Here is a 21,253-nt window from a genome sequence, read left to right as displayed (position 1 = left end):
TGGTTTCGGTCGTCGACGATCAAAGAATCACGCGCCGGAAATCGCCGAGCAGCGTTCTCAGGTACGCGTTGAAGCGCGCGGCCTCGGCGCCGTCGATGACCCGGTGATCATACGAAAGCGACAGCGGCAGCGTCAGTCGCGGGATGAACTGGGCGCCGTCCCACATGGGCTTCATCTCGGTGCGTGAAAGGCCGATGATTGCGACCTCCGGCGCGTTGACGAGCGGGGTGAAGTGCGTGCCACCAATACCGCCCAGCGACGAGATGGAGAACGTGCCGCCCTGCATCTGATCGGGCTTGAGCTTACCGTCGCGCGCGAGCTTCGAAAGCTCGGCCATTTCCTTCGAGATCTCGATCAAGCCCTTTTTGTCCGCATCCCGAATGACCGGAACCACGAGCCCGTTCGGCGTATCGGCTGCAAAGCCAATGTGGTAGTACTGCTTGTAGACGAGGTTGTCGCCATCGAGGCTCGCGTTGAAAAGCGGATACTTCTTCAGCGCTGCGACGACCGCCTTGATGACGAAGCCGAGCATCGTGACTTTCACACCCGCCTTCTCATTTTCCTTGTTGAGCTGCCCGCGCAGCGCCTCAAGATCCGTGATGTCGGCTTCCTCGTTCTGCGTGACGTGCGGAATCATCACCCAGTTGCGGTGCAGGTTCGCGCCCGAGATCTTCTTGATGCGAGACATCGGCTTCGTCTCGATCGGGCCATACTTCGCGAAATCCACCTTCGGCCACGGCAACAGGTTCAACTCGCCACCACCCGCAGCGCTCGCCGCAGCTGCCGGCGCGGCGGCGATTGCCCGCTGCCCCGTCATGACGCCCTTCACAAATGCCGTCACGTCGTCCTGCGTAATGCGGCCCTTCGGCCCCGTGCCCTGCACGAGCGCAACCTCAACGCCAAGCTCGCGCGCGAACTTGCGTACGGACGGCGAAGCATGGCTAGGCTTGCGCTCGCCCACCGGGATCGCCGGCGCTTGTGCCAGCGCGGACGGCGGTGTCGGCACAGGGTGTGGCGCGGCGGCCCGCGGCGAATCTTCGGGCTGCTCGATCTTCTTTTGCGGGGCGGGCGCCTGCGGCTGCTCGGCAGCAGTGGCCGCTGCGCCCGCCGACTCGAGCAACAGAATCAGTGAGCCCTCGGAGACCGAATCGCCCACCTTCACCCGCACTTCCTTGACCACGCCCTCCGCGGGGCTCGGCACGTCCATCGTCGCCTTATCCGACTCGAGCGTGATGAGCGACTGCTCTTTCTGCACACGATCGCCGGGCTTCACCGCGATTTCGATGACGGGCACGTCCTTGAAATCGCCAATGTCGGGCACTTTCACTTCCTGAAGCGCGCCACCTGCCGGTGCGGCAGCCGGCGCGGCGCTCACCGCTTGTGCTTGCGTTGCTGCTGCGGGCCGTGCCACAGCCCCATTCGCGTGTGCGGCTGCGCCATTTGCCCAGGCAGGCTGAGCGACGGCTTCTGCCCCGTTTTCGAACAGCACGATCAGCGTGCCCTCGGACACGTGATCGCCCAGCTTGACTTTGACTTCTTTCACCGTGCCGGCGCGGGGGCTTGGCACATCCATCGTCGCCTTATCCGACTCGAGCGTGATGAGGGACTGCTCCTTTTCCACGGTATCGCCGGGCTTGACCAGCACTTCGATAACAGGAATGTCCTTGAAATCGCCGATGTCCGGCACCTTGACTTCGATCGCTGCACTCATTTTCTGGTGTCTCCTGGGCACGCAAGGGGAGCCGCTTGGCGCGGCTCCCTTGCTCGCACTGCCACTCTCGCGAAAGCGATGCCTTAAACGGTCATCGGGTTGGGTTTATTGGGATCGAGGCGATACTTGGCCAGCGCATCGGCAACGATCTTGCGCTCGATGGTGCCTTCGTCTGCGAGCGCGTTGAGTGCCGCCACCGTGACCCAGTAGCGGTCGACTTCGAAGAAATGACGCAGCTGCTCACGCGTGTCCGAGCGGCCGTAGCCGTCCGTGCCCAGCACCACGTACCGTTGCGGCACGTAGGCACGAATCTGGTCCGCCAAGGCGCGGACGTAATCGGTCGAGGCGATGACCGGCCCTCGCGCATCCTTGAGCAGCGTTTCGGCGTGCGACAGCTTGCGCGGCTCGCTCGGGTTCAGCAAGTTCCACCGCGCGACCGCCTGACCGTCGCGTGCGACCTCCGTGAAGCTCGGCACGCTCCAGATATCAGCCGTGACGCCCCACTCGTTCATCAACAAGTCCGCCGCCGCGATCACTTCATTGAGGATGGTGCCCGCACCCATCAATTGCACACGCGGCCCCTTCTCGCCGGCGTCGGCTTTCCGGAACGAATACATGCCCTTGATGATGTGCTCGGCGACTTCGTCGCTTTGCGGCATCGCCGGATGCTCGTAGTTCTCGTTCATCACGGTGACGTAGTAGAAGACGTCCTCCTGCTTCTCGACCATGCGCCGCAGGCCGTCTTGCATGACCACGGCAAGCTCGTAGCCGAAAGTCGGGTCATAGCTGACGCAGTTCGGCACCGACGATGCCCACAGCAAGGAATGACCGTCTTCGTGCTGGAGCCCCTCGCCGTTGAGCGTCGTACGGCCCGAGGTGCCGCCGAGCAGGAAGCCGCGCGAGCGCATGTCGCCGGCTGCCCAGACGAGATCGCCAATGCGCTGGAAGCCGAACATCGAGTAGAAGATGTAAAACGGCACCATGATTTCGCCGTGCGTCGAGTATGACGTCGCGGCCGCGATCCAGTCGCACATGCCACCGGCCTCATTGATCCCTTCCTGCAGGATCTGGCCGGTCTCGGACTCCTTGTAGAACATCAGCTGATCGGAATCCTCAGGCACATACTTCTGCCCTTCTTGATTCCAGATGCCGATCTGCCGGAAAAGGCCTTCCATGCCGAACGTGCGCGACTCATCCGGCACGATCGGCACGACGCGCCGGCCAAGTGCCTTGTCTTTCAGCAGAATGTTGAGAATCCGCACGAAAGCCATCGTCGTCGAGATCTCGCGCCCTTCGCCGGTGCCCTTCAAGAGCGGCTCGAACGCTGACAGTGGCGGCGCCGGCAGCGATTCGGGCGCCTTTTGGCGACGCGCCGGCAGGTACCCGCCGAGCGCCTGGCGCTGCGCGCGCATGTATTCGAGTTCCTTCGAACCCTCTTCGAACTTGAGGTACGGCACATCGACGATCTCTTCATCGGAGATCGGCAGATGGAACTGTTCGCGGAACGCCTTGAGCTGGTCCACCTGCATCTTCTTTTGCTGGTGGGTAATGTTCATCGCCTGACCGGCCTCGCCCATGCCGTAGCCTTTGATCGTCTTGGCGAGAATGACGGTCGGCTGACCCTTGTGATGCACAGCCGAGTGGAATGCCGCGTAAATCTTGTGCGGATCGTGGCCGCCGCGGTTCAAATTCCAGATGTCGTCGTCGGACCAATCGGAGACGAGCGCCTTGAGCTCAGGCGTGTTGAAGAAATGCTCGCGGATGTAGGCGCCGGATTCGGCCTTGTAAGTCTGATACTCGCCATCGACGACGTCCATCATCCGGCGCATGAGCAGCCCTTTCTTGTCGCGCGCGAAAAGCGCGTCCCAGCGGCTGCCCCAGATCACCTTGATGACGTTCCAACCGGCACCGCGGAATTCGGACTCGAGCTCCTGGATGATCTTGCCGTTGCCGCGCACGGGGCCGTCAAGACGCTGCAGGTTGCAGTTGACGACGAACACCAGATTATCGAGCCGCTCACGGCCGGCCATGCCGATCGCGCCGAGCGATTCCGGTTCGTCGGTCTCGCCGTCGCCAAGGAACGCCCAGACCTTGCGTCCTTCCGCGTTGACGATGCCGCGCGCCTGAATGTACTTCATGAAGCGCGCCTGGTAGATCGCCATGATCGGCCCGAGGCCCATCGACACCGTCGGAAACTGCCAGAAGTCGGGCATGAGCCAGGGGTGGGGATAGGACGAGATCCCCTCGCCTCCCACTTCCTGGCGGAAGTGGTCAAGCTGCTTTTCGTTCAGGCGGCCAAGCAGGAAGGCGCGTGCGTAGACGCCCGGTGACGAGTGGCCCTGCACGAAGACGAGGTCACCGCCGTGCTTGTCCGACGGGGCGTGCCAGAAATGGTTGAAGCCGACATCGTACAGCGTCGCTGCCGAGGCAAACGAGGCGATGTGGCCGCCGACGTTCGTATGTTTACCGGCGCGCAGGACCATCGCGATCGAATTCCAGCGCGTGTAAGAGCGAATGCGGTGCTCGATGTCCTGATCGCCCGGAATCTTGGCCTGGCTCGCGACCGGAATCGTATTGATGTAGGGCGTATTAGCGGAAAACGGCAGATGCTCGCCATGCACGCGGGCAAATTCGATCTGCTTTTCGATGAGGTAATGCGCGCGGTCAGGGCCCTCGGCCGAAATGACGCCGTCTAGCGCCTCGAGCCATTCGCCGGTTTCCTGGGGATCGTCGTCGTGATCGGCGACGTACTTCATCACTTCGTCAGGCACTGCGGACATTCTTGTCTCCTGGATAGAGGAACGCTCTTGGAATTGACGACTCGGGAAGGCCCGGCCGCGCGGCAGTTGTCGCCGATTGTAAAGACCCCTGCGCCGTATGCGCAATCAAATTTTCGAATTACGGGATCATTTCTCACGATGCGAAATTTCGCCCAAGCACATCGAACGATGCTGGCATGGCCGCCATTGCCGTGATCGAGGGCGCGAAAAGCCGCTTACGTTGTTTTACGCCAATTGGCGGCTCAGCGGTGCGTTACAATTCGAGCCATGTTCACCGATCGGTTTTTCGCACGCCAGGCGCGCCCGTCCGGTCTCCGGGCAGAGTCGGCGCCGTCCCGCTGGCACCACGGACCCCTGTGGTCGAACTCCTATTTGCTGACGCCGCTCCTGTCGATCCTGGTGTTTCTCGTCGTCATGAGCCTGATCCTGTGGAGCTTGAACAGGCGCGAGCAGCAACAGCAGGAGGACACGCTCTACCGCAACGTCGCGTGGGCCCAGCAGCAAATCCGGCTCTCCATGACAAGTTCGCAGGAGCAGTTGCAAGCGCTCTCGCGCGAGCTCGCGGGCGGTCATGTCGAAGAGAGGGCATTTCAGACGACTAGCGCCGATCTCATGCAGGCGCACCCGGAAATCATTTTTCTCAACTGGTACACAAGCCAGAGGACGCCACGCTGGCCGGGTGCAGCACCGACGCTCGCCGGGCAGCGTTTCGCGCGTCTCACCGATGCGCAGATAGACGTGGCCGTGAACGCTGCTTTTTCCGACGCGCGCACCATGCGGCGTCAGGTCTACTCGCCGCTCATCTACGATGACCTCGGCAACGGCTATCTGACGCTGCAGACGCCCGTCTACCGTGACCGCGAGTTTCTCGGCTCGGTGAGCGCCGTCATTTCCGTCGAGGGCATCCTCAAGCACGACATCCCGCCCGAGCTGTCGGCCAAATACAAGATTTCGCTCATCGACGTGAACAACCGCGAGCTCTCCACGACGTCGACTCGCCCGCGCCTGCCTCGCGACATGTTCTACGACCTGCCGCTCGATCCGCCGGGCCAGGGGCTCATGGTCCGCGTCTATGCGTATCCGCAGCTGACCAACTTCACCAACAACACGCTGGCCTGGCTCGTGGCGGGACTCTCGTGCTTCGTGCTGTGGAGCCTGTGGAGTCTTTGGAAGCACACGCGACAGCGCTTCGAGGCACAGCAAGCGCTCTATGCCGAAGCGTTTTTCCGCCGCGCAATGGAGAACTCGGTACTGATCGGCATGCGCGTGCTCGACATGCACGGGCGGATCACGCACGTGAATCCCGCTTTCTGCCGGATGACCGGCTGGGACGAAAGCGATCTTATCGGCAAGACGGCCCCCTTCCCGTACTGGCCGCGCGACGCTTATCCGGAAATGCAGCGGCAGCTGGACATGACGCTGCGCGGCAAGGTGCCCTCTTCGGGGTTCGAATTGCGCGTGCGCCGCAAGGATGGCTCGGTCTTTCACGCCCGTCTGTACGTTTCCCCACTCATCGACAGTTCAGGGCGGCAAACGGGATGGATGTCTTCAATGACCGACATCACGGAACCCAAGCGCGCTCGAGAAGAGCTCGCCGCAGCACACGAGCGCTTCACCACCGTGCTCGAAAGCCTGGACGCTGCCGTATCCGTGCTCGCCGCCGACAAGGCGGAGCTGCTTTTCGCGAACCGTTACTACCGGCATCTGTTCGGCATTCGTCCGGACGGACACCTGGAGCTGTCCGGCAGCAGCTTCGACGATACGCAGGCATCGTCCGACTCGATCGATATGGTCGACACTTTCGCGGGGTTGCCAGCCGCAGCACTGACCGAAAGTGCGGCGGACGCGCAGGAAGTCTACGTGCAGAGTATTCAGAAGTGGTTCGAGGTGCGCCGCCAGTACATTCAATGGGTCGACGGCCATCTCGCACAGATGCAGATCGCCACCGACATCACGACGCGCAAAGAGGCCCAGGAGCTCGCCCGGCAGCAGGAGGAAAAGCTCCAGTTCACAAGCCGCCTCATGACGATGGGCGAGATGGCATCGTCGCTCGCCCATGAGCTCAACCAGCCTCTGGCCGCGATCAACAACTACTGCTCGGGCACGGTGGCGCTCGTCAAGTCGGGACGCACGACACCCGACACGCTGCTGCCGGTGCTCGAAAAAACAGCGCAGCAAGCCGTGCGCGCCGGTATGATCATCAAGCGCATTCGGGAGTTCGTCAAACGCAGCGAGCCCAAGCGCCAGGCTGCACGCGTGTCCGACATCCTGGCGGATGCAGTGGGACTGGCCGAGATCGAGGTACGCAAGCGCCGCATTCGCATCGTGACGGAGATCCGCTCGCGCCTGCCCGTCGTCTACGTCGACCCGGTTCTTATCGAACAGGTACTCGTCAACTTGCTGAAGAACGCCGCTGAGGCAATGCACGACGCGCGGCCGAACGCCGTCGACCCGGTAATCCGCGTCGTCGTGTCGCTCGACGCCGGCTTCGTGTGCATCAGTGTCGTTGATCAGGGGCCAGGCGTCGACGAGACTGCCATCGAGCGGCTGTTCGAGCCGTTTTTCAGTACCAAGTCCGACGGCATGGGCATGGGGCTCAACATCTGCCGTTCCATCATCGAGTCACATCGCGGGCGCTTGTGGGTCGTCAACAACATCGACGCTGAGGGAAAGGTTACAGGCGCCACGTTTCACGTTAGTCTGCCGATCGGCGAACCAACCGATCGAAACAATAGCGGCTCCGAGGCCACGAAACCGCAAACCGTTACGGGAGAGATATGAGTAGCCCAGTTACCACACAGGAAACCGTCTTTGTCGTCGATGACGACGAGGCCGTGCGCGACTCGCTGCGTTGGCTGCTGGAGGCGAATGGCTATCGGGTGCAGTGCTTCTCGAGCGCCGAGCAGTTTCTCGACGCCTACCAGCCGGTCCTGCACGCGGGGCAGATCGCCTGTCTGATTCTCGACGTGCGCATGTCGGGCATGAGCGGCCTTGAACTTCAGGAGCGGCTCATCGCCGAGAACGCATCGCTGCCGACCATCTTCGTGACCGGTCACGGCGATGTGCCGATGGCGGTGTCGACGATGAAACGTGGCGCGATAGATTTCATTGAAAAACCGTTCGACGAAGCGGAACTGCGCAAGCTAGTCGAGCGCATGCTCGAGAAGGCGCGCAGCGAGAGCAGCACCGTGCAGCAGCAGCGCGCCGCTGCCGAGCGCCTCTCGAAGCTGACGGCGCGCGAGCATCAGGTGCTGGAGCGCATCATTGCCGGGCGCCTGAACAAGCAGATCGCCGACGACCTCGGCATCAGCATCAAGACCGTCGAGGCGCACCGGGCGAACATCATGGAAAAGCTCAACGTCAATACGGTGGCCGATCTGCTTCGGCTTGCGCTCTCGAACAAGCCTCAACAGTAAGGCCGACGCCTCGCGCCGGGAATCCTCTTTGGCGCGAGGCGCGTCTACACCCTTTGCCGATCTTTCTCGGCTACCTTTGCATTGCCTATGGCCCGGTGCGGCGAGTACCGGGATCCATCGAGCCCTTTCTCTGCCGCGCTCCCCGCCGCGCTTGGCGGTCAATCCCGCCTCCACGTCCGGCTGACCCGACGGACCGGCGGTATAATTTCGTCCTTGCGCGCTGCCGCCTCTTCATGAGGATGATGAGCCGAACCGTGCGGCTCAAGCGCCGTCGAACACCGCCGTCCGCTGCGCGTTGCGCCCCACGCTAGCGCCCTTGGCAGTTCGCACACGGAATTGTGCTTTGTGCTTCTTCTATTCCCACCGACCCACCATGACAGCGAACCTGATCGACGGCATTGCCCTTTCCAAGACTTTGCGTGGAGACGTTGCCACCCGCGCCGCTGCACTAACGGCACGCGGATGCCAGCCGGGGCTCGCAGTCGTGCTCGTCGGCGACAACCCCGCGAGCGAAGTCTACGTGCGCAATAAGGTGAAGGCGTGTGAAGACAACGGCATCCACTCGTCGTACGACCGTTACCCGGCCACGCTGTCCGAAGAAGCGTTGCTGGCGCGCATCGACGAACTCAACCGCGATCCGAGGATTCACGGGATTCTCGTTCAATTGCCGCTGCCATCGCACATCGACAGCCATAAGGTAATCGAGGCAATCGCGCCCGAAAAGGATGTGGATGGATTTCACGTCGCCAATGCGGGTGCCCTGATGACGGGCAAGCCGCTGTTTCGGCCCTGCACGCCGTATGGCGTCATGAAAATGTTCGAAGCCTGCGACATTGATCTGAAGGGCGCGAATGCTGTCGTGATCGGCCGCTCGAACATCGTCGGCAAGCCAATGGCGCTGCTGCTGATCGAGGCCGGCGCGACCGTCACCGTCTGCAACAGCAAGACGCGCGATCTGGCGGCGCATACACGGCAGGCCGACGTTATCGTGGCCGCCACGGGCCGGCGCAACCTCGTGACGGCCGACATGGTCAAGCCTGGAGCCGCCGTCATCGACGTCGGGATGAATCGCGACGACGCCGGCAAACTCTGCGGCGACGTGGATTTCGCGGGTGTGCGCGAAGTCGCAGGCTTTATCACGCCGGTTCCCGGCGGCGTCGGCCCAATGACGATTACCATGTTGCTGGTGAACACGATTGAAGCCGCCGAGCGTGCGGCGCGTTAACCCCTCACGACTGACAGGAAGAAGCTCCATGGCCCCGAACACCACTACGCCCAAGCCGTCTGCCCCGTCTGACGGCGGCAGCAATCCGCTGCTCGATTTCTCCGGCTTACCGCGCTTTGGGGAAATCCGGCCCGAGCATGTCACGCCCGCGCTCGACGTCCTGCTCGCCGATGCCCAAAATGCCGTCGATCGCGCCCTGGCCGACGAAACGCCAGCGACTTGGTCCGAGGTGGTCGATGCGACTGAGCGTGCGACCGAGCCGCTCGCGCGCGCCTGGGGCATCGCCGGTCATCTCAACGGCGTGGCCGACACGCCTGAGTTGCGTGCCGCGTACGGCGAGAATCTGCCGCGCGTCACCGAGTTCTGGTCGAGCGTCGGCCAGAATCTCGCGCTCTTCGAGAAATACCGGGCGATCTCGGCCAGCCCCGAATACCACGCGCTCAGCACGGAGCGTAAGAAGATTCTCGAAAACGCACTGCGTGACTTCAGGCTGTCAGGCGCGGAATTGCCCGATGAACAGAAGCCTCGCTTCGCCGAGTTGCAGGAGCGGCAGGCCGCGCTTGCGAAGGCGTTTTCCGATCACGTCCTCGACGCGACGAACGCCTATGCCTACATCGTAACTAGCGAGGCGGAGCTCACCGGTTTGCCCGAGGACGTCGTGCTAGCCGCGCGCCAAGCCGCACAGGCAGCGGGCGTCGAGGGCTGGAAGTTCACGCTGCACTTCCCCTCCTATTTCCCGGTGATGCAGTACGCGGCTCACCGCCCGATGCGCGAGGCGATGTACCGCGCGTACGTGACGCGCGCATCGGAGCTCGGTGGCGTCTACGGCGCAGGCAACGCGGAGTGGGACAACACGGACATCATGGCTGAGCTGCTGAAGCTGCGGCGTGAAGAAGCGCAGATGCTCAGCTACCGCAATTTCGCGGAAGTGTCGCTTGTGGCAAAGATGGCCGATTCGCCTGAGGAGGTCGTGGCTTTCCTCGAAGATCTCGCGCAACGCGCGCGCCCGTATGCGGAACAGGACTGGCGCGAGCTGCGCGAATTTGCGACGAGCGAGCTCGGACTCGCCCAGATCGAACCGTGGGATATGGCGTTCGCTGCCGAGCGTCTGCGCGAAAAGCGTTATGCGTTCTCTGAAAACGAGGTCAAGCAATACTTTCCCGAGCACGCAGTGCTGAACGGTCTCTTCAAGGTGGCCGAGACGCTCTTCGGTGTCTCGATCCGCCGCGACGAAGCCGCTGTCTGGCACCCTGACGTACGCTTTTTTCGCGTGGAAAACCGCGACGGCTCACTCGTCGCGCAGTTCTATCTCGATCTTTACGCGCGCGAAGGCAAGCGCGGCGGCGCCTGGATGGATGACGCGCGCTCGCGTCACAAGACCGAGCGCGGTGTGCAAACGCCCGTTGCCTACCTCACGTGCAATTTTTCGGCACCGGTGGGCGGCAAACCGGCCTGCTTCACGCACGACGAGGTCATCACGCTTTTTCACGAGTTTGGGCATGGGATTCATCACATGCTCACGCGCGTCGACGAACTCGCCGTGTCGGGCATCAATGGCGTCGAGTGGGACGCGGTCGAGTTGCCGTCGCAATTCATGGAAAACTTCTGCTGGGAGTGGGATGTACTCGCCGATATGACGGCTCACGTCGATACCGGCGCAACGCTGCCGCGCGAACTCTTCGACAAAATGCTGGCCGCCAAGAACTTCCAGAGCGGGCTCGGCATGTTGCGGCAGATCGTCTTTTCGATCTTCGACATGCGCCTGCATATGGACTTCGATGCGGCGGGTGCCGAAAGCGCCAACGATATTGCACGCGACACCAACGAGCGTTATCACGTTATCGCCCAGGCACCGTTCTCACGCTGGCCCAACACGTTCAGCCATATCTTCGCGGGCGGCTATGCGGCCGGCTACTACAGCTACAAATGGGCCGAAGTGCTATCCGCCGACGCGTACGCAGCTTTTGAAGACGCAGCTCGCACAGCGGACGGCAGCGTGCTCGACGCGGACACCGGCCGGCGTTATCGCCAGGAGATCCTCGAAGTCGGCGGCAGCCGGCCTGCAATGGAGTCGTTCACGGCATTCCGCGGCCGCGCACCCAGCATCGACGCGCTGCTGCGGCACAACGGCATGGCAGTGACACATACGCAGTAATTGCGGTGAGCCGGCCGGCGCGCAACGCTGTCGCCGGCCGGGCTAACGATGCCGGTAAGGTCGACTACGGGCGGCCTTCGATGCCGGCCCCCTCACTGCCGGTGACGGCCTCAAGCTCAAGCTAGCCTCTCTCGCCGCCCGCCGGACGGCGAGGCGTCAAAGAGCAAAAACTGGCCGTTTTCCGCCGCATCGTCTTCTTCGAGTCGAACACCGACGCCGAGCAACCGTACCGCCAGCTTGCGCCGCGCCAAGCCTTTTTCGAGCAGGGCAAGCAGCGTCGGAATATCGGTTGCCTCGGCCACGCACTCCACCGTTGTGCGTTGAAAGTCTGCGAAGCGGATCTTCACGAAGAGCTTCCGTACGGCTGCCGCGGCGCCGGCCCGCTCGATGCGCGTGTCGAGCCGCTCGGTGAGAGCCCGGATTTCCGCGGCGCAGGCCTCAGGTGTTCTCAGATCCGTCACATAGGTGGTTTCGACGCTGATCGACTTGCGCGCCTGGTGCGACACGACCGCACGATGATCGATACCGCGCGAAAGTTCGTAAAGACGCTTGCCGAATGCGCCAAAGCGGCGATGCAGATCGACGAGCGACCACTGTTGCAAATCGGCGCAAGTCTCGATGCCCAGCCCTTCGAGTTTGGCGGCCGTGACCTTGCCGACGCCGAAAATCTTGCGCACCGGCAATGCGGCAACGAACGCGTCCACCTCTTGCGGACGTACAACAAACAACCCATCGGGCTTCTTCCAGTCCGAAGCGATTTTGGCGATGAACTTATTGGGGGCCACCCCAGCCGACACAGTCACACCGACCGTCTCGCGCACACGCTCGCGGATTTCGGCTGCGATCAGCGTTGCGCTTCCTTTGCAGCGCGCCGAACCGGTGACGTCAAGGTACGCTTCATCGAGCGAGAGCGGCTCGACGTCGTCCGTGTAGTCGCGATAGATCGCCATGATCTGTCGCGAGGCCGTCCGGTACTTTTCCATTGCCGGCGGCAAAATGAGCAGCTCGGGGCACTTGCGCATCGCCAATGCCGAGGACATCGCCGAATGAATCCCGAAACGGCGTGCCTCATAGTTGCAGGTGGCAACAACGCCACGGTGCTCGGGCCGACCGCCGACCGCTAACGGCCGGCCGCGCAGGGTTGAATCGTCGCGCATCTCGACTGAGGCGTAGAAACAGTCGCAGTCGCAATGGATGATCTTGCGCTGGAAAACGGCGTGCGCGGGGCCTGCCTGCGCGTCCGGTGTCGCAGGCTCTCCATCGGGGGATGTGGTAGGGATATGGCCGCTCGTGCTCAAAGTGAGCAACACTGTACAAAAACACAGGCCAGCTTTCAAGCGATGGACTGAAACCGTGCCGTTTGCGTCGAACAGCGATCGGGAGCGTGCAATCTCGGACGACCGATGGATTCCGCTCTGCAGAACCGATGGCCACCGATCACCGCCTGCACAGCGCGTCGAAAAGGCGAGCCCAAAAGCAAACACCCGCCAGAGGCGGGTGTTTGCTTTGTTTGGTTGCGGGGGTAGGATTTGAACCTACGACCTTCGGGTTATGAGCCCGACGAGCTGCCAGACTGCTCCACCCCGCGTCAGAGAAAAATAAGTATAGGGGGTTTTGCGTCGGCTGTCAAACGTTAAATGTCCCTACTTCATAACACCCCGGGGGAGTCCGCCTCACGTGAAACTCTAATAGCCCCAAAACTCCTCGCTACGCACCGCCCCGTCGGCCACACCCATATCCACCAGCGTCTCGCGGATCGCCTCGACCATCACGGGCGGTCCCGCCAGATAGTAGATGGGCTCAGCAAGATTGCCCGTGACTTGTCGCAACATGTGCTCGTCGATATATCCCGTCCGACCGTTCCAATGAATGTTCGACTTGTTGGGCTGCGTCATCGTCGCAACGAGGCGGAAACTGGCGTTGACCCGCTCTAGTTGAGTCAACTCGGAGATAAACGGTGCATCCTCCGGTCGGCGATTGGAGAAAACGAGAAAGAGGCACTGCGGTGCTTGGTCATTGGACGCCTGACGCGCCATGCTCAAAAAAGGCGTAATGCCGATGCCGCCCGCGATCATCACGGCGGCACGCAGCGTTTCCCTGTGCAGCGTCAACGAACCGTGCGGACCGTCGATGCGCACTTGCGTGCCAACCGGCATCAGCTTAAGCGCTCGTTTGAACGGGCTGTCGCGCATGCGCGTGGCGATGGCCAGCTTATTCTCGAACGGCGCGCTGACGATCGAAAAAGTGTGACGAGCACCTTGCGCTTCTGCAACGGCCGTATCGACGAGGGTAATGTCCATCCACTGCCCTGCTTTGAAGTCGAAGCCTTGAGGCCGTTCGAACTCGAAAGTCATCGTATCCCTGGCGACGATGTCGCGCGCAGCCAGCTTGGTATCGTAGGTGCTCATGACAGCCCCCGGCCATTGACGACAATCGCATCATCCTGCAACGCGCCCCGTTCGTCCAGAACCCTCCCGGATCGCTGCATTTGCCGGCAGACGCATCTGCGGCAGGCCGGACGCTCGACTTTGGTGCCGTTGGCTTCAATGGCGGTTGACTTCGATAGCACCGCCGACGTGGCTTCAACCGCCCTCGTCATCCCAGCGCGGATCGCGAACCTGAATGACACCGCCCTCGATGCGCACGGGAAAAACCGCTACATCCTCATAGGCGGGCGGCGAGAGCGCCCGCCCCGTCCTGACGCAAAAACGCGCCCCGTGCCGCGGACAAATGACCTCATCCCCCTCGAGCGCGCCTCCCGTCAGAATGCCGCCATCGTGGGTACAGCAATCCTCGATCGCGTGGCATGCGCCGTCGACATTGAAAACGGCGACCTGCGTCCCGTCCACATCAAGGCTCTTCACTGAGCCGGGTGGGAAATCCGCGAGCAAGCCGACGTCGACCCAGTCCGACATGTCAAATCAGCCCCAACTGCAAACGCGCTGCCTCGGACATGCGCTCGCGCGACCACGGCGGCTCCCACACGAGTTCAACCGTGACATCGCCCACGCCCTCCACGGAACGCACCGCCTCTTCCACCACCGAAGGAAAGGTCTGGGCCACCGGGCAGCCCGGCGCCGTCAGCGTCATGCAAATCGCCACGTGCCCTTTGTCTTCGTCGATGTCGAGTGCATAGACGAGCCCGAGGTCATAAATATTGACGGGTATCTCTGGGTCGAAGACGCTGCGCAATGCCTCGATGACGCGCGAGCGCAAACGCGCCCCGCTCGCCTGATCGATCTTCTGGCCACGTTTGAGCCAATCCAGTGCCCTCATCGTCATAGCTGCCTCGTCTCATTCGGCGCTCATTCGGTAGATACCGTGCCCCTCTCATCTTGCAGTGCAGCGAGCAGCGTGTGCCAAGCGAGCGTTGCGCACTTTATGCGCGCCGGAAACTCACGCACGCCCAAGAGCGTCTCGAGCTTGCCGAGAGCCGGGTCCACGCTCAACGGTACGTCGGGTGGCGTCGTGACCCCTTCGTGGAACCGCTCGAACAGTGCGCGCACCTGCGCCTCGGTGCGGCCCTTCAGCGCTTCGGTCATCATCGACGCCGATGCGGTGGCAATGGCGCAACCCGAGCCTTCGAAGCGCGCATCCTTGACGACGCCGTCCTCGATGATCAAATACAGCGTGACGCGGTCACCGCACAGCGGGTTGTAGCCTTCCGCGCTGTGGTTCGCGTGCGGAAGTACGCCACGATTCCTCGGTTGCCGGTAGTGATCGAAGATCACTTCCTGATAAAGCTCGCGTAGATCGCTCATCGCCCGAACACCTCCTGCACCTTCCTCATTGCCGCGACGAGCGCATCGATATCCTCGCGCGTGTTGTAGAGTGCGAACGATGCGCGCACGGTCGCGGGCACGCCAAAGCGTTGCATGACCGGCATGGCGCAATGGTGTCCCGCGCGCACCGCCACACCACAGTGGTCAAGAATAGTGCCCACGTCGTGTGCGTGCACGTCTTCATGGACGAACGAGACGATCGCCGCCTTGTCCTGCGCTGTGCCGATCAACCTCACGCGCGGCACTGCACGCATCGCCTCGGTTGCATCGGCGAGCAGTTGTGCTTCATGCCTGCCGATCACCTCGATGCCAATCGCCCTCACATAATCGAGCGCTACCGCAAGCCCAATTGCGCCGGCGATGTTCGGCGTGCCGGCCTCGAACTTCCAAGGTATGTCGTTGTATTCCGTGCGCTCGAACGTCACCGATCGAATCATGTCGCCGCCACCTTGCCAAGGCGGCATCGCCTTGAGCCGATTCGCTTTGGCATAGAGCACGCCGATGCCCGTCGGGCCATAGATCTTATGGCCCGAGAACGCATAAAAATCGCAGTCCAGCGCGCGTACATCCACGGGGACGTGCGCGACAGCCTGTGCGCCATCGAGCAATACCGGCACGTCATGCGCGTGCGCAATGTCGATAAGTCGTTCAACCGGATTGATGGTGCCGAGCGCGTTCGAAACGTGCGTCACGGCGACGATACGCGTGCGCGCGTTGATCATGCGCTCGTAGGCTTCGAAATCGAGCGTGCCGCTGTCGTCGATGGGGACCACCCTCAGTTGGGCCCCTGTCTGCTCGCAGACAAGCTGCCAAGGCACGATGTTGGAATGATGCTCCATCGCGCTGATCAATATCTCGTCACCCGGTTTAATCCGCCCACGCACGTCGCTTTGTGCAACAAGGTTGATCGCCTCAGTCGTGCCGCGCACGAATACGATCTCCTCCGGTTGCGCCGCATTGAGGAAGCTCGCGATCCTGGCGCGTGCCCCTTCGTAATCGCGCGTCGCCCGCTGTGAGAGCCAATGCACGCCGCGATGCACGTTGGCGTTCGCATGCATGTAGTAATCTCGCTCCGCCTCGATGACAGCAGTGGGCTTCTGCGTCGTTGCGCCATTGTCGAGATAGACGAGCGGCTTCCCGTGCACGCGAGTACGCAGGATCGGAAAGTCGTCGCGCCAGCGCGCAATCGTAGGCGCATCGGGTATCGTCAGTGATTCGATGGGCGTCATATTAGTTCACGAATACGTGCAGCCTCGGGTGTGCGAGCAAGCAACAGCTTCGTCAGCCGGGCACGCACCGAGTCGGCGTTCATGCGATCGATGACGTCACGCGCAAACGCCCAAACGAGCGTCGCACGCGCAACCGATTCATCAATGCCCCGCGCACGCAGGTAAAAGAGCTGAGTTTCATCGAGCCGACCTACCGTCGCCCCGTGTGTGCACTTCACGTCATCGGCGTAGATTTCAAGCTGCGGTTTCGTGTCGATCTCAGCGTCATGCGAAAGCAGCAGGTTTTGATTGGCGAGATGAGCATCCGTCTGCTGTGCCCCCTGGTGAACGATGACGCGGCCGTCAAAAACGCCATGAGAGGCATCGTCGATCACGCCCCGGTAATGCTCGCGACTCGTGCAACGCGGCAGCTCGTGTTCAATGCGCGTGTGATGATCCATGTGTTGACGCCCGCGCGCGAAGTAAAGCCCGTTCACATCCGTGCGCGCATCGGTACCTGCCAAATTAACATCGATATCGACACGCGATAACGCACTGCCGAATGCATAGGCATGCGATGCCACGCGGCTCGAACATTGCGCCTCCACATCCATGCGCGCAACGTGAAATGCACGGCGCGCCTCTTCCTGAATGCGGCAATGACTGATATCGGCCCCCTCGGCCGCAACGATACGGGTCACCGCGTTCGTCAGATAGCTGTCGTCGGCCACACCAACGAATTGCTCGACGATGGCGCAATGCGACGCCTGCTCGGCCAGCACGACGTTGAACGGATGCGTGGCAAGCCCCGTTTCCTCCGCGATGAAAAGCATCTGCATGGGTGACTCAATGCGGCACGCGGCCGGCAATACAACAACGTAGCCGTCGCTCCGAAAGGCAGCGTTGAGTGCGGCGAAGCCATCATGCGGCATGACGCGTGCAATCAAAGGCTCAAGTCGCTCCGGTATCTCGCGCAACGCGCGCGTGAGGCTGCCGACGAAAGCGCCTTCGGGCAGATCCCCTATGCGAGAAAGCCTAGGCGCATGGCGACCGTTGACAAAGACCAAGCGCGTCGCTGTCTTATCGAGGACGAGGTCATCGACGATGGCCGACACGTCGACGTTATCACCGCGCGACGACGCGAAATGCCACGGACGCTGGCCAATCGCCGACACATTCGTGTACTTCCATTCCTCCGATCGCGTAGTCGGAAAACGCAATGCCTCGAACCGTTCAAACGCATGGCGCCGCGCGCTGCGTAACCAGCTGAGCTCAGCGCCCGGTAGCGTCTTCGCGAGCAGATGAAACGCGTCGCGGTATGGATCGAGCATCGATTCGCTCATTGCGCTCCCCCTCGTGACATTGGAAATTTGGCAATGCTTCCCCATGCGCTCACGGCTGGCGATTCACTGCTGCCAACGCGCCGGCCGCGGCATGGCAACGCAACTATTGGCCGAGCGCCGGAGGCTCGCCCGCGGCATCTTCGGTCAACCACCCGTACCCCTTACGCTCGAGTTCGATCGCAAGCTCACACGTTCCCGATCTGACGATGCGCCCCCGTGACAGTACGTGGACGTAGTCGGGCACGACGTAATCGAGCAAGCGCTGATAGTGCGTGACGAGCACGATTGCGCGATGCAAATCGCGCATCTGGTTCACCCCATTGGCGACGCATTGCAGCGCATCGATATCGAGACCGGAATCCGTCTCGTCGAGAATCGCGAAGCGCGGCTCAAGCACCGCCAGTTGCAAAATCTCGTTGCGCTTCTTTTCTCCGCCCGAGAAACCTTCGTTCACGGCGCGGTAGAGCAGGCTCTCGTCCATTTGCATCAGCGCCATCTTCTCCTTAACTATCTGCAGGAACTCCATCGCATCGAGCTCCGGCTCGCCTCGATGCCGGCGTTGTGCATTGAGCGCCGCTTTCAGCAGATAAACGTTACTCACACCCGGTATCTCGACCGGATACTGAAACGCCAGAAAGAATCCCGCACGCGCGCGCTCTTCGGGTAAAAGAGCTAATAGATCGTGTTCGAGAAATCGCACCGTGCCGCCCGTGACGACGTAGCGATCACGACCGGCCAACGCGTAGGCGAGCGTGCTCTTGCCCGACCCGTTCGGCCCCATGATCGCGTGCACCTCGCCTGCATTCACGCGCAGGTCCACTCCTCGCAAAATTGGCTTGCCCTCGACTTCCACGTTCAGTTTGCTGATCTCAAGCATGATCGCCCTTCCCGTTAGCCGACGCTGCCCTCTAGGCTCACGCCGAGCAGCTTCTGTGCCTCGACGGCAAACTCCATCGGCAGCTCTTTGAATACCTCCTTGCAAAAGCCATTGACGATCATCGACACCGCGTCTTCGTCGGAAAGACCGCGTTGCCTGCAGTAGAACAGCTGGTCTTCGCCGATGCGCGAGGTCGACGCCTCATGTTCCACATTGGCCGTCGGATTCTTCACCTCGATATAGGGAAACGTATGAGCGCTGCAACGCTCGCCAAGCAATAGCGAATCGCACTGCGTGTAGTTACGCGCACCCTCGGCATCTCGCCCAACCCTGACGAGCCCACGGTATGCATTCCTGCCCCGGCCCGCCGAAATGCCTTTCGAGATGATGGTGCTGCGCGTGTTGCGCCCAAGATGGATCATCTTCGTACCGGTGTCGGCCTGCTGGAAATGGTTGGTCAATGCGACCGAGTAAAACGCCCCCACTGAGTTGTCGCCGCGCAAGATGACGCTCGGATACTTCCATGTAATGGCTGAACCCGTTTCAACCTGCGTCCACGAGATCTTCGAGTTTGCTTCCCGGCAGTCGCCGCGCTTGGTCACGAAGTTGTAGATGCCGCCACGGCCCTCGCGGTCCCCCGGGTACCAGTTCTGCACCGTCGAGTATCGGATTTGCGCGCCCTCGAGCGCGACGAGTTCGACGACGGCCGCGTGCAGTTGATTTTCATCGCGCATCGGCGCCGTGCAGCCCTCCAGATAGCTCACATAGGCGCCCTTGTCCGCGATGATCAGTGTGCGTTCGAACTGCCCTGTGTTGCTCGCGTTGATGCGAAAGTAAGTTGAGAGCTCCATCGGGCAGCGCACGCCGGGCGGGATGTAGCAAAACGATCCATCGCTGAAGACGGCGGAATTCAGCGCCGCGAAGAAGTTGTCCGTGTGCGGAACGACCGATCCCAGGTACTGTCTGACAAGTTCGGGATGTTGCTCGATTGCTTCGGAGAACGAACAAAAGACGATTCCCAGTTCCGCGAGCTTGTCCCGGAATGTCGTCGCCACCGAGACGCTGTCGAAGACCGCATCCACCGCGACGCCCGCAAGAAGTTCTCGCTCTTTGAGCGGCACACCGAGCTTTTCATAAGTGCGCAAAAGTTCTGGGTCGACTTCATCGAGGCTCTTCGGTCGGTTCTCGTTGGAGAACGGCGTCGAGTAATACGCAATGTTTTGATAGTCGATCGGCGGATGGCGCACGGTCGACCACCCGGGTTCTTTCATCGTCAACCAGTGTCGGTAGGCCGCAAGCCGCCATTCGAGCATGAACTCGGGCTCGTTCTTCTTCGCCGAAATCAGCCGGATCACGTCTTCGGACAAGCCGCGCGGCAGCGTATCGGATTGCACGTCGCTGACGAATCCGTGCTGGTATTCACGACTGATCAATTGATCGATCGGGGTCGTTGGTGAACTCATACGTGGCCTCCCCTTCTTAACGCTGCCGTGGCCGGGCCGAAACATGGCGCGGCCACGGGGCCGCCTCACTCGCGAGCTTCGCGTGGCGCGCGTGTCGGCTTCCCCTGCTCCAACGCGCCGGTTCCGTCCTCTCGCCGCCTAACTCGCATACGAATCGCGCTCAGGTCGGCCTCGCTCAGGACGGGCCCGGCCATATCGGCGAGCGACACCTGTTTCAACGCCTCAAGCACAAGCCGATTTACCTTTTGCCAATTGGCCCGCGCGCCGCACATCGGCTCTTGCTGACATCTGCCCGGCATGACGCTGCACTCTGTCACCCCTAGCGGGCCATCCAAGGCAACGATGACCTCGGCAAGCGTGATGCGCCTCGGAGGCAGCTTGAGCAGATACCCACCACTCGCACCGCGCATCGACTCGACGAGTCCACTGCGGCTGACAATCTTCATCACTTTGGCTACCGTCGGCAGCGGAATACCTGTGGTGCTCGCGAGACTGCCCGCGCTATGGACGACCAGCGGATCACGTGCCATCGCCACGAGAATCACCGTGCCGTAATCGGCCAGTTTGCTCATCCGTAGCATGAGGCGTTCCCCTTATTCAGGAATCCTAAATATGTGGACGATCTCTTTCTTATAGTTAGTTATCCTAATCAGGACCAGATAGGTACTGATTCGTCCGGCATAAGCTCACTTCAGATGGATGAAAAACATCCTACGTTTGGAGTTTTTGTGTAGGCACACAAGCCGTCATATTTCGCGTCGTCGACGTCGATGCGTTTGCACCTTGCACCTTGACAACGCATAACCATTCTAGACCTCAAGCAGAAACCCTGCACGTGTAGGTGACGCCGGGAACGGCGAAGTTCATGATGCCCGCAAAGCACTGTGCACCCCGAGCCCTTCTTGCACCAACAGAAAGCAGCCGAGTTTTCGCGGGCGGCTTCGGGCGAAGTGATGGGGAGCTCTACTGCCCGAGCCAATCCATCGGAACCTGTAGCGCCTTAGCGAGCTTGGACATGGCTTCCGTCAAGCCATCCCGCTTGCCGCTCTCTTTATGACTTAGATAGGGCTTGCTGATGTTCGCCGCCTGGTGCGAATCTTTCCTTTCAGCTCCCCTCGGCGCCGCTTTCTTCGGATTGCCTGCATGCTTGGTCTTCAGCCGGTCCCTCGAGGCACTCGTCGCCTCCTACCCGCAGTAAAATCCCTCGTCGGCTCAATTTTCCTACCCCATCCCACATGCGTAGGTGGGTAGCCAGCCGAATCCTTTTCCCCGCATCATCGTTAAAAAGCACGC

Annotated in this window: 16 protein-coding genes and 1 tRNA gene; 4 read left to right on the top strand and 13 right to left on the bottom strand. The window is 61.5% G+C overall.

The features are described 5' to 3' along the window. Positions 1–19 precede the first annotated feature (19 nt). Complete coding sequence (gene aceF / locus VL598_RS13045; protein ID WP_325327145.1) at positions 20–1,711, bottom strand: dihydrolipoyllysine-residue acetyltransferase; 1,692 nt, start codon at positions 1,709–1,711, stop codon at positions 20–22. An 83-nt stretch (positions 1,712–1,794) separates the two neighbouring features. After that, the gene (gene aceE / locus VL598_RS13040) at positions 1,795–4,491 is read right to left on the bottom strand and encodes a pyruvate dehydrogenase (acetyl-transferring), homodimeric type (RefSeq protein ID WP_325327144.1); all 2,697 of its coding nucleotides are present in this window, start codon (positions 4,489–4,491) and stop codon (positions 1,795–1,797) included. 267 nt (positions 4,492–4,758) lie between these two features. On the opposite strand from aceE, the gene fixL reads away from it, so the two are divergent. The 4 genes from fixL to VL598_RS13020 all read left to right on the top strand — a co-directional run bounded on the left by fixL (position 4,759) and on the right by VL598_RS13020 (position 11,287). After that, positions 4,759–7,272 carry an oxygen sensor histidine kinase FixL gene (gene fixL, locus VL598_RS13035; RefSeq protein ID WP_325327143.1) on the top strand — a complete coding sequence of 838 codons (2,514 nt, stop codon included), beginning with the start codon at positions 4,759–4,761 and terminating at the stop codon, positions 7,270–7,272. After that, complete coding sequence (gene fixJ / locus VL598_RS13030) at positions 7,269–7,907, top strand: oxygen response regulator transcription factor FixJ (RefSeq protein WP_325327142.1); 639 nt, start codon at positions 7,269–7,271, stop codon at positions 7,905–7,907. The genes fixL and fixJ overlap by 4 nt, the downstream gene beginning before the upstream one ends. A 373-nt stretch (positions 7,908–8,280) precedes the next feature. Continuing rightward, positions 8,281–9,132 carry a bifunctional methylenetetrahydrofolate dehydrogenase/methenyltetrahydrofolate cyclohydrolase FolD gene (gene folD / locus VL598_RS13025; protein WP_325327141.1) on the top strand — a complete coding sequence of 284 codons (852 nt, stop codon included), beginning with the start codon at positions 8,281–8,283 and terminating at the stop codon, positions 9,130–9,132. Positions 9,133–9,160: 28 nt separating this feature from the next. Beyond that, positions 9,161–11,287 carry a M3 family metallopeptidase gene (locus VL598_RS13020; protein WP_325327140.1) on the top strand — a complete coding sequence of 709 codons (2,127 nt, stop codon included), beginning with the start codon at positions 9,161–9,163 and terminating at the stop codon, positions 11,285–11,287. A 116-nt stretch (positions 11,288–11,403) separates the two neighbouring features. Here the strand turns inward: VL598_RS13020 and dinB are convergent, their stop codons facing one another. The 11 genes from dinB to VL598_RS12965 form a co-directional block, all read right to left on the bottom strand. Continuing rightward, the gene (gene dinB / locus VL598_RS13015; protein WP_325327139.1) at positions 11,404–12,444 is read right to left on the bottom strand and encodes a DNA polymerase IV; all 1,041 of its coding nucleotides are present in this window, start codon (positions 12,442–12,444) and stop codon (positions 11,404–11,406) included. Between the two features lie 354 nt (positions 12,445–12,798). Continuing rightward, a tRNA-Met gene (locus VL598_RS13010) sits at positions 12,799–12,875 on the bottom strand. A gap of 97 nt (positions 12,876–12,972) precedes the next feature. Beyond that, entirely contained in the window at positions 12,973–13,695 is a 723-nt protein-coding gene (locus tag VL598_RS13005) for an FAD-dependent oxidoreductase (RefSeq protein WP_325327138.1), read from the bottom strand. Between the two features lie 174 nt (positions 13,696–13,869). Beyond that, positions 13,870–14,202 carry a non-heme iron oxygenase ferredoxin subunit gene (locus VL598_RS13000; protein WP_325327137.1) on the bottom strand — a complete coding sequence of 111 codons (333 nt, stop codon included), beginning with the start codon at positions 14,200–14,202 and terminating at the stop codon, positions 13,870–13,872. Between the two features lies 1 nt (position 14,203). Then, positions 14,204–14,563, bottom strand: coding sequence for an SUF system Fe-S cluster assembly protein (locus VL598_RS12995; RefSeq protein WP_325327170.1), 360 nt, complete (start codon positions 14,561–14,563; stop codon positions 14,204–14,206). A gap of 29 nt (positions 14,564–14,592) precedes the next feature. Beyond that, entirely contained in the window at positions 14,593–15,048 is a 456-nt protein-coding gene (sufU, locus tag VL598_RS12990) for a Fe-S cluster assembly sulfur transfer protein SufU (protein WP_325327136.1), read from the bottom strand. Continuing rightward, a complete protein-coding gene (locus VL598_RS12985) occupies positions 15,045–16,298 on the bottom strand; it encodes a cysteine desulfurase (protein WP_325327135.1) in 1,254 nt (417 codons plus the stop codon). Before VL598_RS12985 ends, sufU begins: the two co-directional genes overlap by 4 nt. Continuing rightward, positions 16,295–17,620, bottom strand: coding sequence for a Fe-S cluster assembly protein SufD (gene sufD, locus VL598_RS12980; RefSeq protein WP_325327134.1), 1,326 nt, complete (start codon positions 17,618–17,620; stop codon positions 16,295–16,297). The genes VL598_RS12985 and sufD overlap by 4 nt, the downstream gene beginning before the upstream one ends. A gap of 103 nt (positions 17,621–17,723) precedes the next feature. After that, positions 17,724–18,497, bottom strand: a complete 774-nt coding sequence (sufC, locus tag VL598_RS12975; RefSeq protein WP_325327133.1) for a Fe-S cluster assembly ATPase SufC — start codon at positions 18,495–18,497, stop codon at positions 17,724–17,726. Positions 18,498–18,511: 14 nt separating this feature from the next. Then, entirely contained in the window at positions 18,512–19,960 is a 1,449-nt protein-coding gene (gene sufB / locus VL598_RS12970) for a Fe-S cluster assembly protein SufB (RefSeq protein ID WP_325327132.1), read from the bottom strand. Positions 19,961–20,025: 65 nt separating this feature from the next. After that, positions 20,026–20,541 carry an SUF system Fe-S cluster assembly regulator gene (locus tag VL598_RS12965; RefSeq protein WP_325327131.1) on the bottom strand — a complete coding sequence of 172 codons (516 nt, stop codon included), beginning with the start codon at positions 20,539–20,541 and terminating at the stop codon, positions 20,026–20,028. Positions 20,542–21,253 lie beyond the last annotated feature (712 nt).

The organism is Trinickia sp. (assembly GCF_035492435.1).
Lineage (GTDB): Bacteria > Pseudomonadota > Gammaproteobacteria > Burkholderiales > Burkholderiaceae > Trinickia.
Note: the sequence above shows the minus strand (reverse complement) of the source record. Positions and strands in the feature narration are given on the sequence as shown.

Coding starts and splice junctions, on each gene's coding strand:
- VL598_RS12965 (WP_325327131.1), bottom strand. CDS start 20,541: ATGCTACGGATGAGCAAACTGGCCGATTACGGCACGGTGATTCTCGTG.
- sufB (WP_325327132.1), bottom strand. CDS start 19,960: ATGAGTTCACCAACGACCCCGATCGATCAATTGATCAGTCGTGAATAC.
- fixL (WP_325327143.1), top strand. CDS start 4,759: ATGTTCACCGATCGGTTTTTCGCACGCCAGGCGCGCCCGTCCGGTCTC.
- VL598_RS12995 (WP_325327170.1), bottom strand. CDS start 14,563: ATGAGGGCACTGGATTGGCTCAAACGTGGCCAGAAGATCGATCAGGCG.
- fixJ (WP_325327142.1), top strand. CDS start 7,269: ATGAGTAGCCCAGTTACCACACAGGAAACCGTCTTTGTCGTCGATGAC.
- VL598_RS13020 (WP_325327140.1), top strand. CDS start 9,161: ATGGCCCCGAACACCACTACGCCCAAGCCGTCTGCCCCGTCTGACGGC.
- VL598_RS12985 (WP_325327135.1), bottom strand. CDS start 16,298: ATGACGCCCATCGAATCACTGACGATACCCGATGCGCCTACGATTGCG.
- aceE (WP_325327144.1), bottom strand. CDS start 4,491: ATGTCCGCAGTGCCTGACGAAGTGATGAAGTACGTCGCCGATCACGAC.
- dinB (WP_325327139.1), bottom strand. CDS start 12,444: ATGCGCGACGATTCAACCCTGCGCGGCCGGCCGTTAGCGGTCGGCGGT.
- sufD (WP_325327134.1), bottom strand. CDS start 17,620: ATGAGCGAATCGATGCTCGATCCATACCGCGACGCGTTTCATCTGCTC.
- aceF (WP_325327145.1), bottom strand. CDS start 1,711: ATGAGTGCAGCGATCGAAGTCAAGGTGCCGGACATCGGCGATTTCAAG.
- VL598_RS13005 (WP_325327138.1), bottom strand. CDS start 13,695: ATGAGCACCTACGATACCAAGCTGGCTGCGCGCGACATCGTCGCCAGG.
- folD (WP_325327141.1), top strand. CDS start 8,281: ATGACAGCGAACCTGATCGACGGCATTGCCCTTTCCAAGACTTTGCGT.
- VL598_RS13000 (WP_325327137.1), bottom strand. CDS start 14,202: ATGTCGGACTGGGTCGACGTCGGCTTGCTCGCGGATTTCCCACCCGGC.
- sufU (WP_325327136.1), bottom strand. CDS start 15,048: ATGAGCGATCTACGCGAGCTTTATCAGGAAGTGATCTTCGATCACTAC.
- sufC (WP_325327133.1), bottom strand. CDS start 18,497: ATGCTTGAGATCAGCAAACTGAACGTGGAAGTCGAGGGCAAGCCAATT.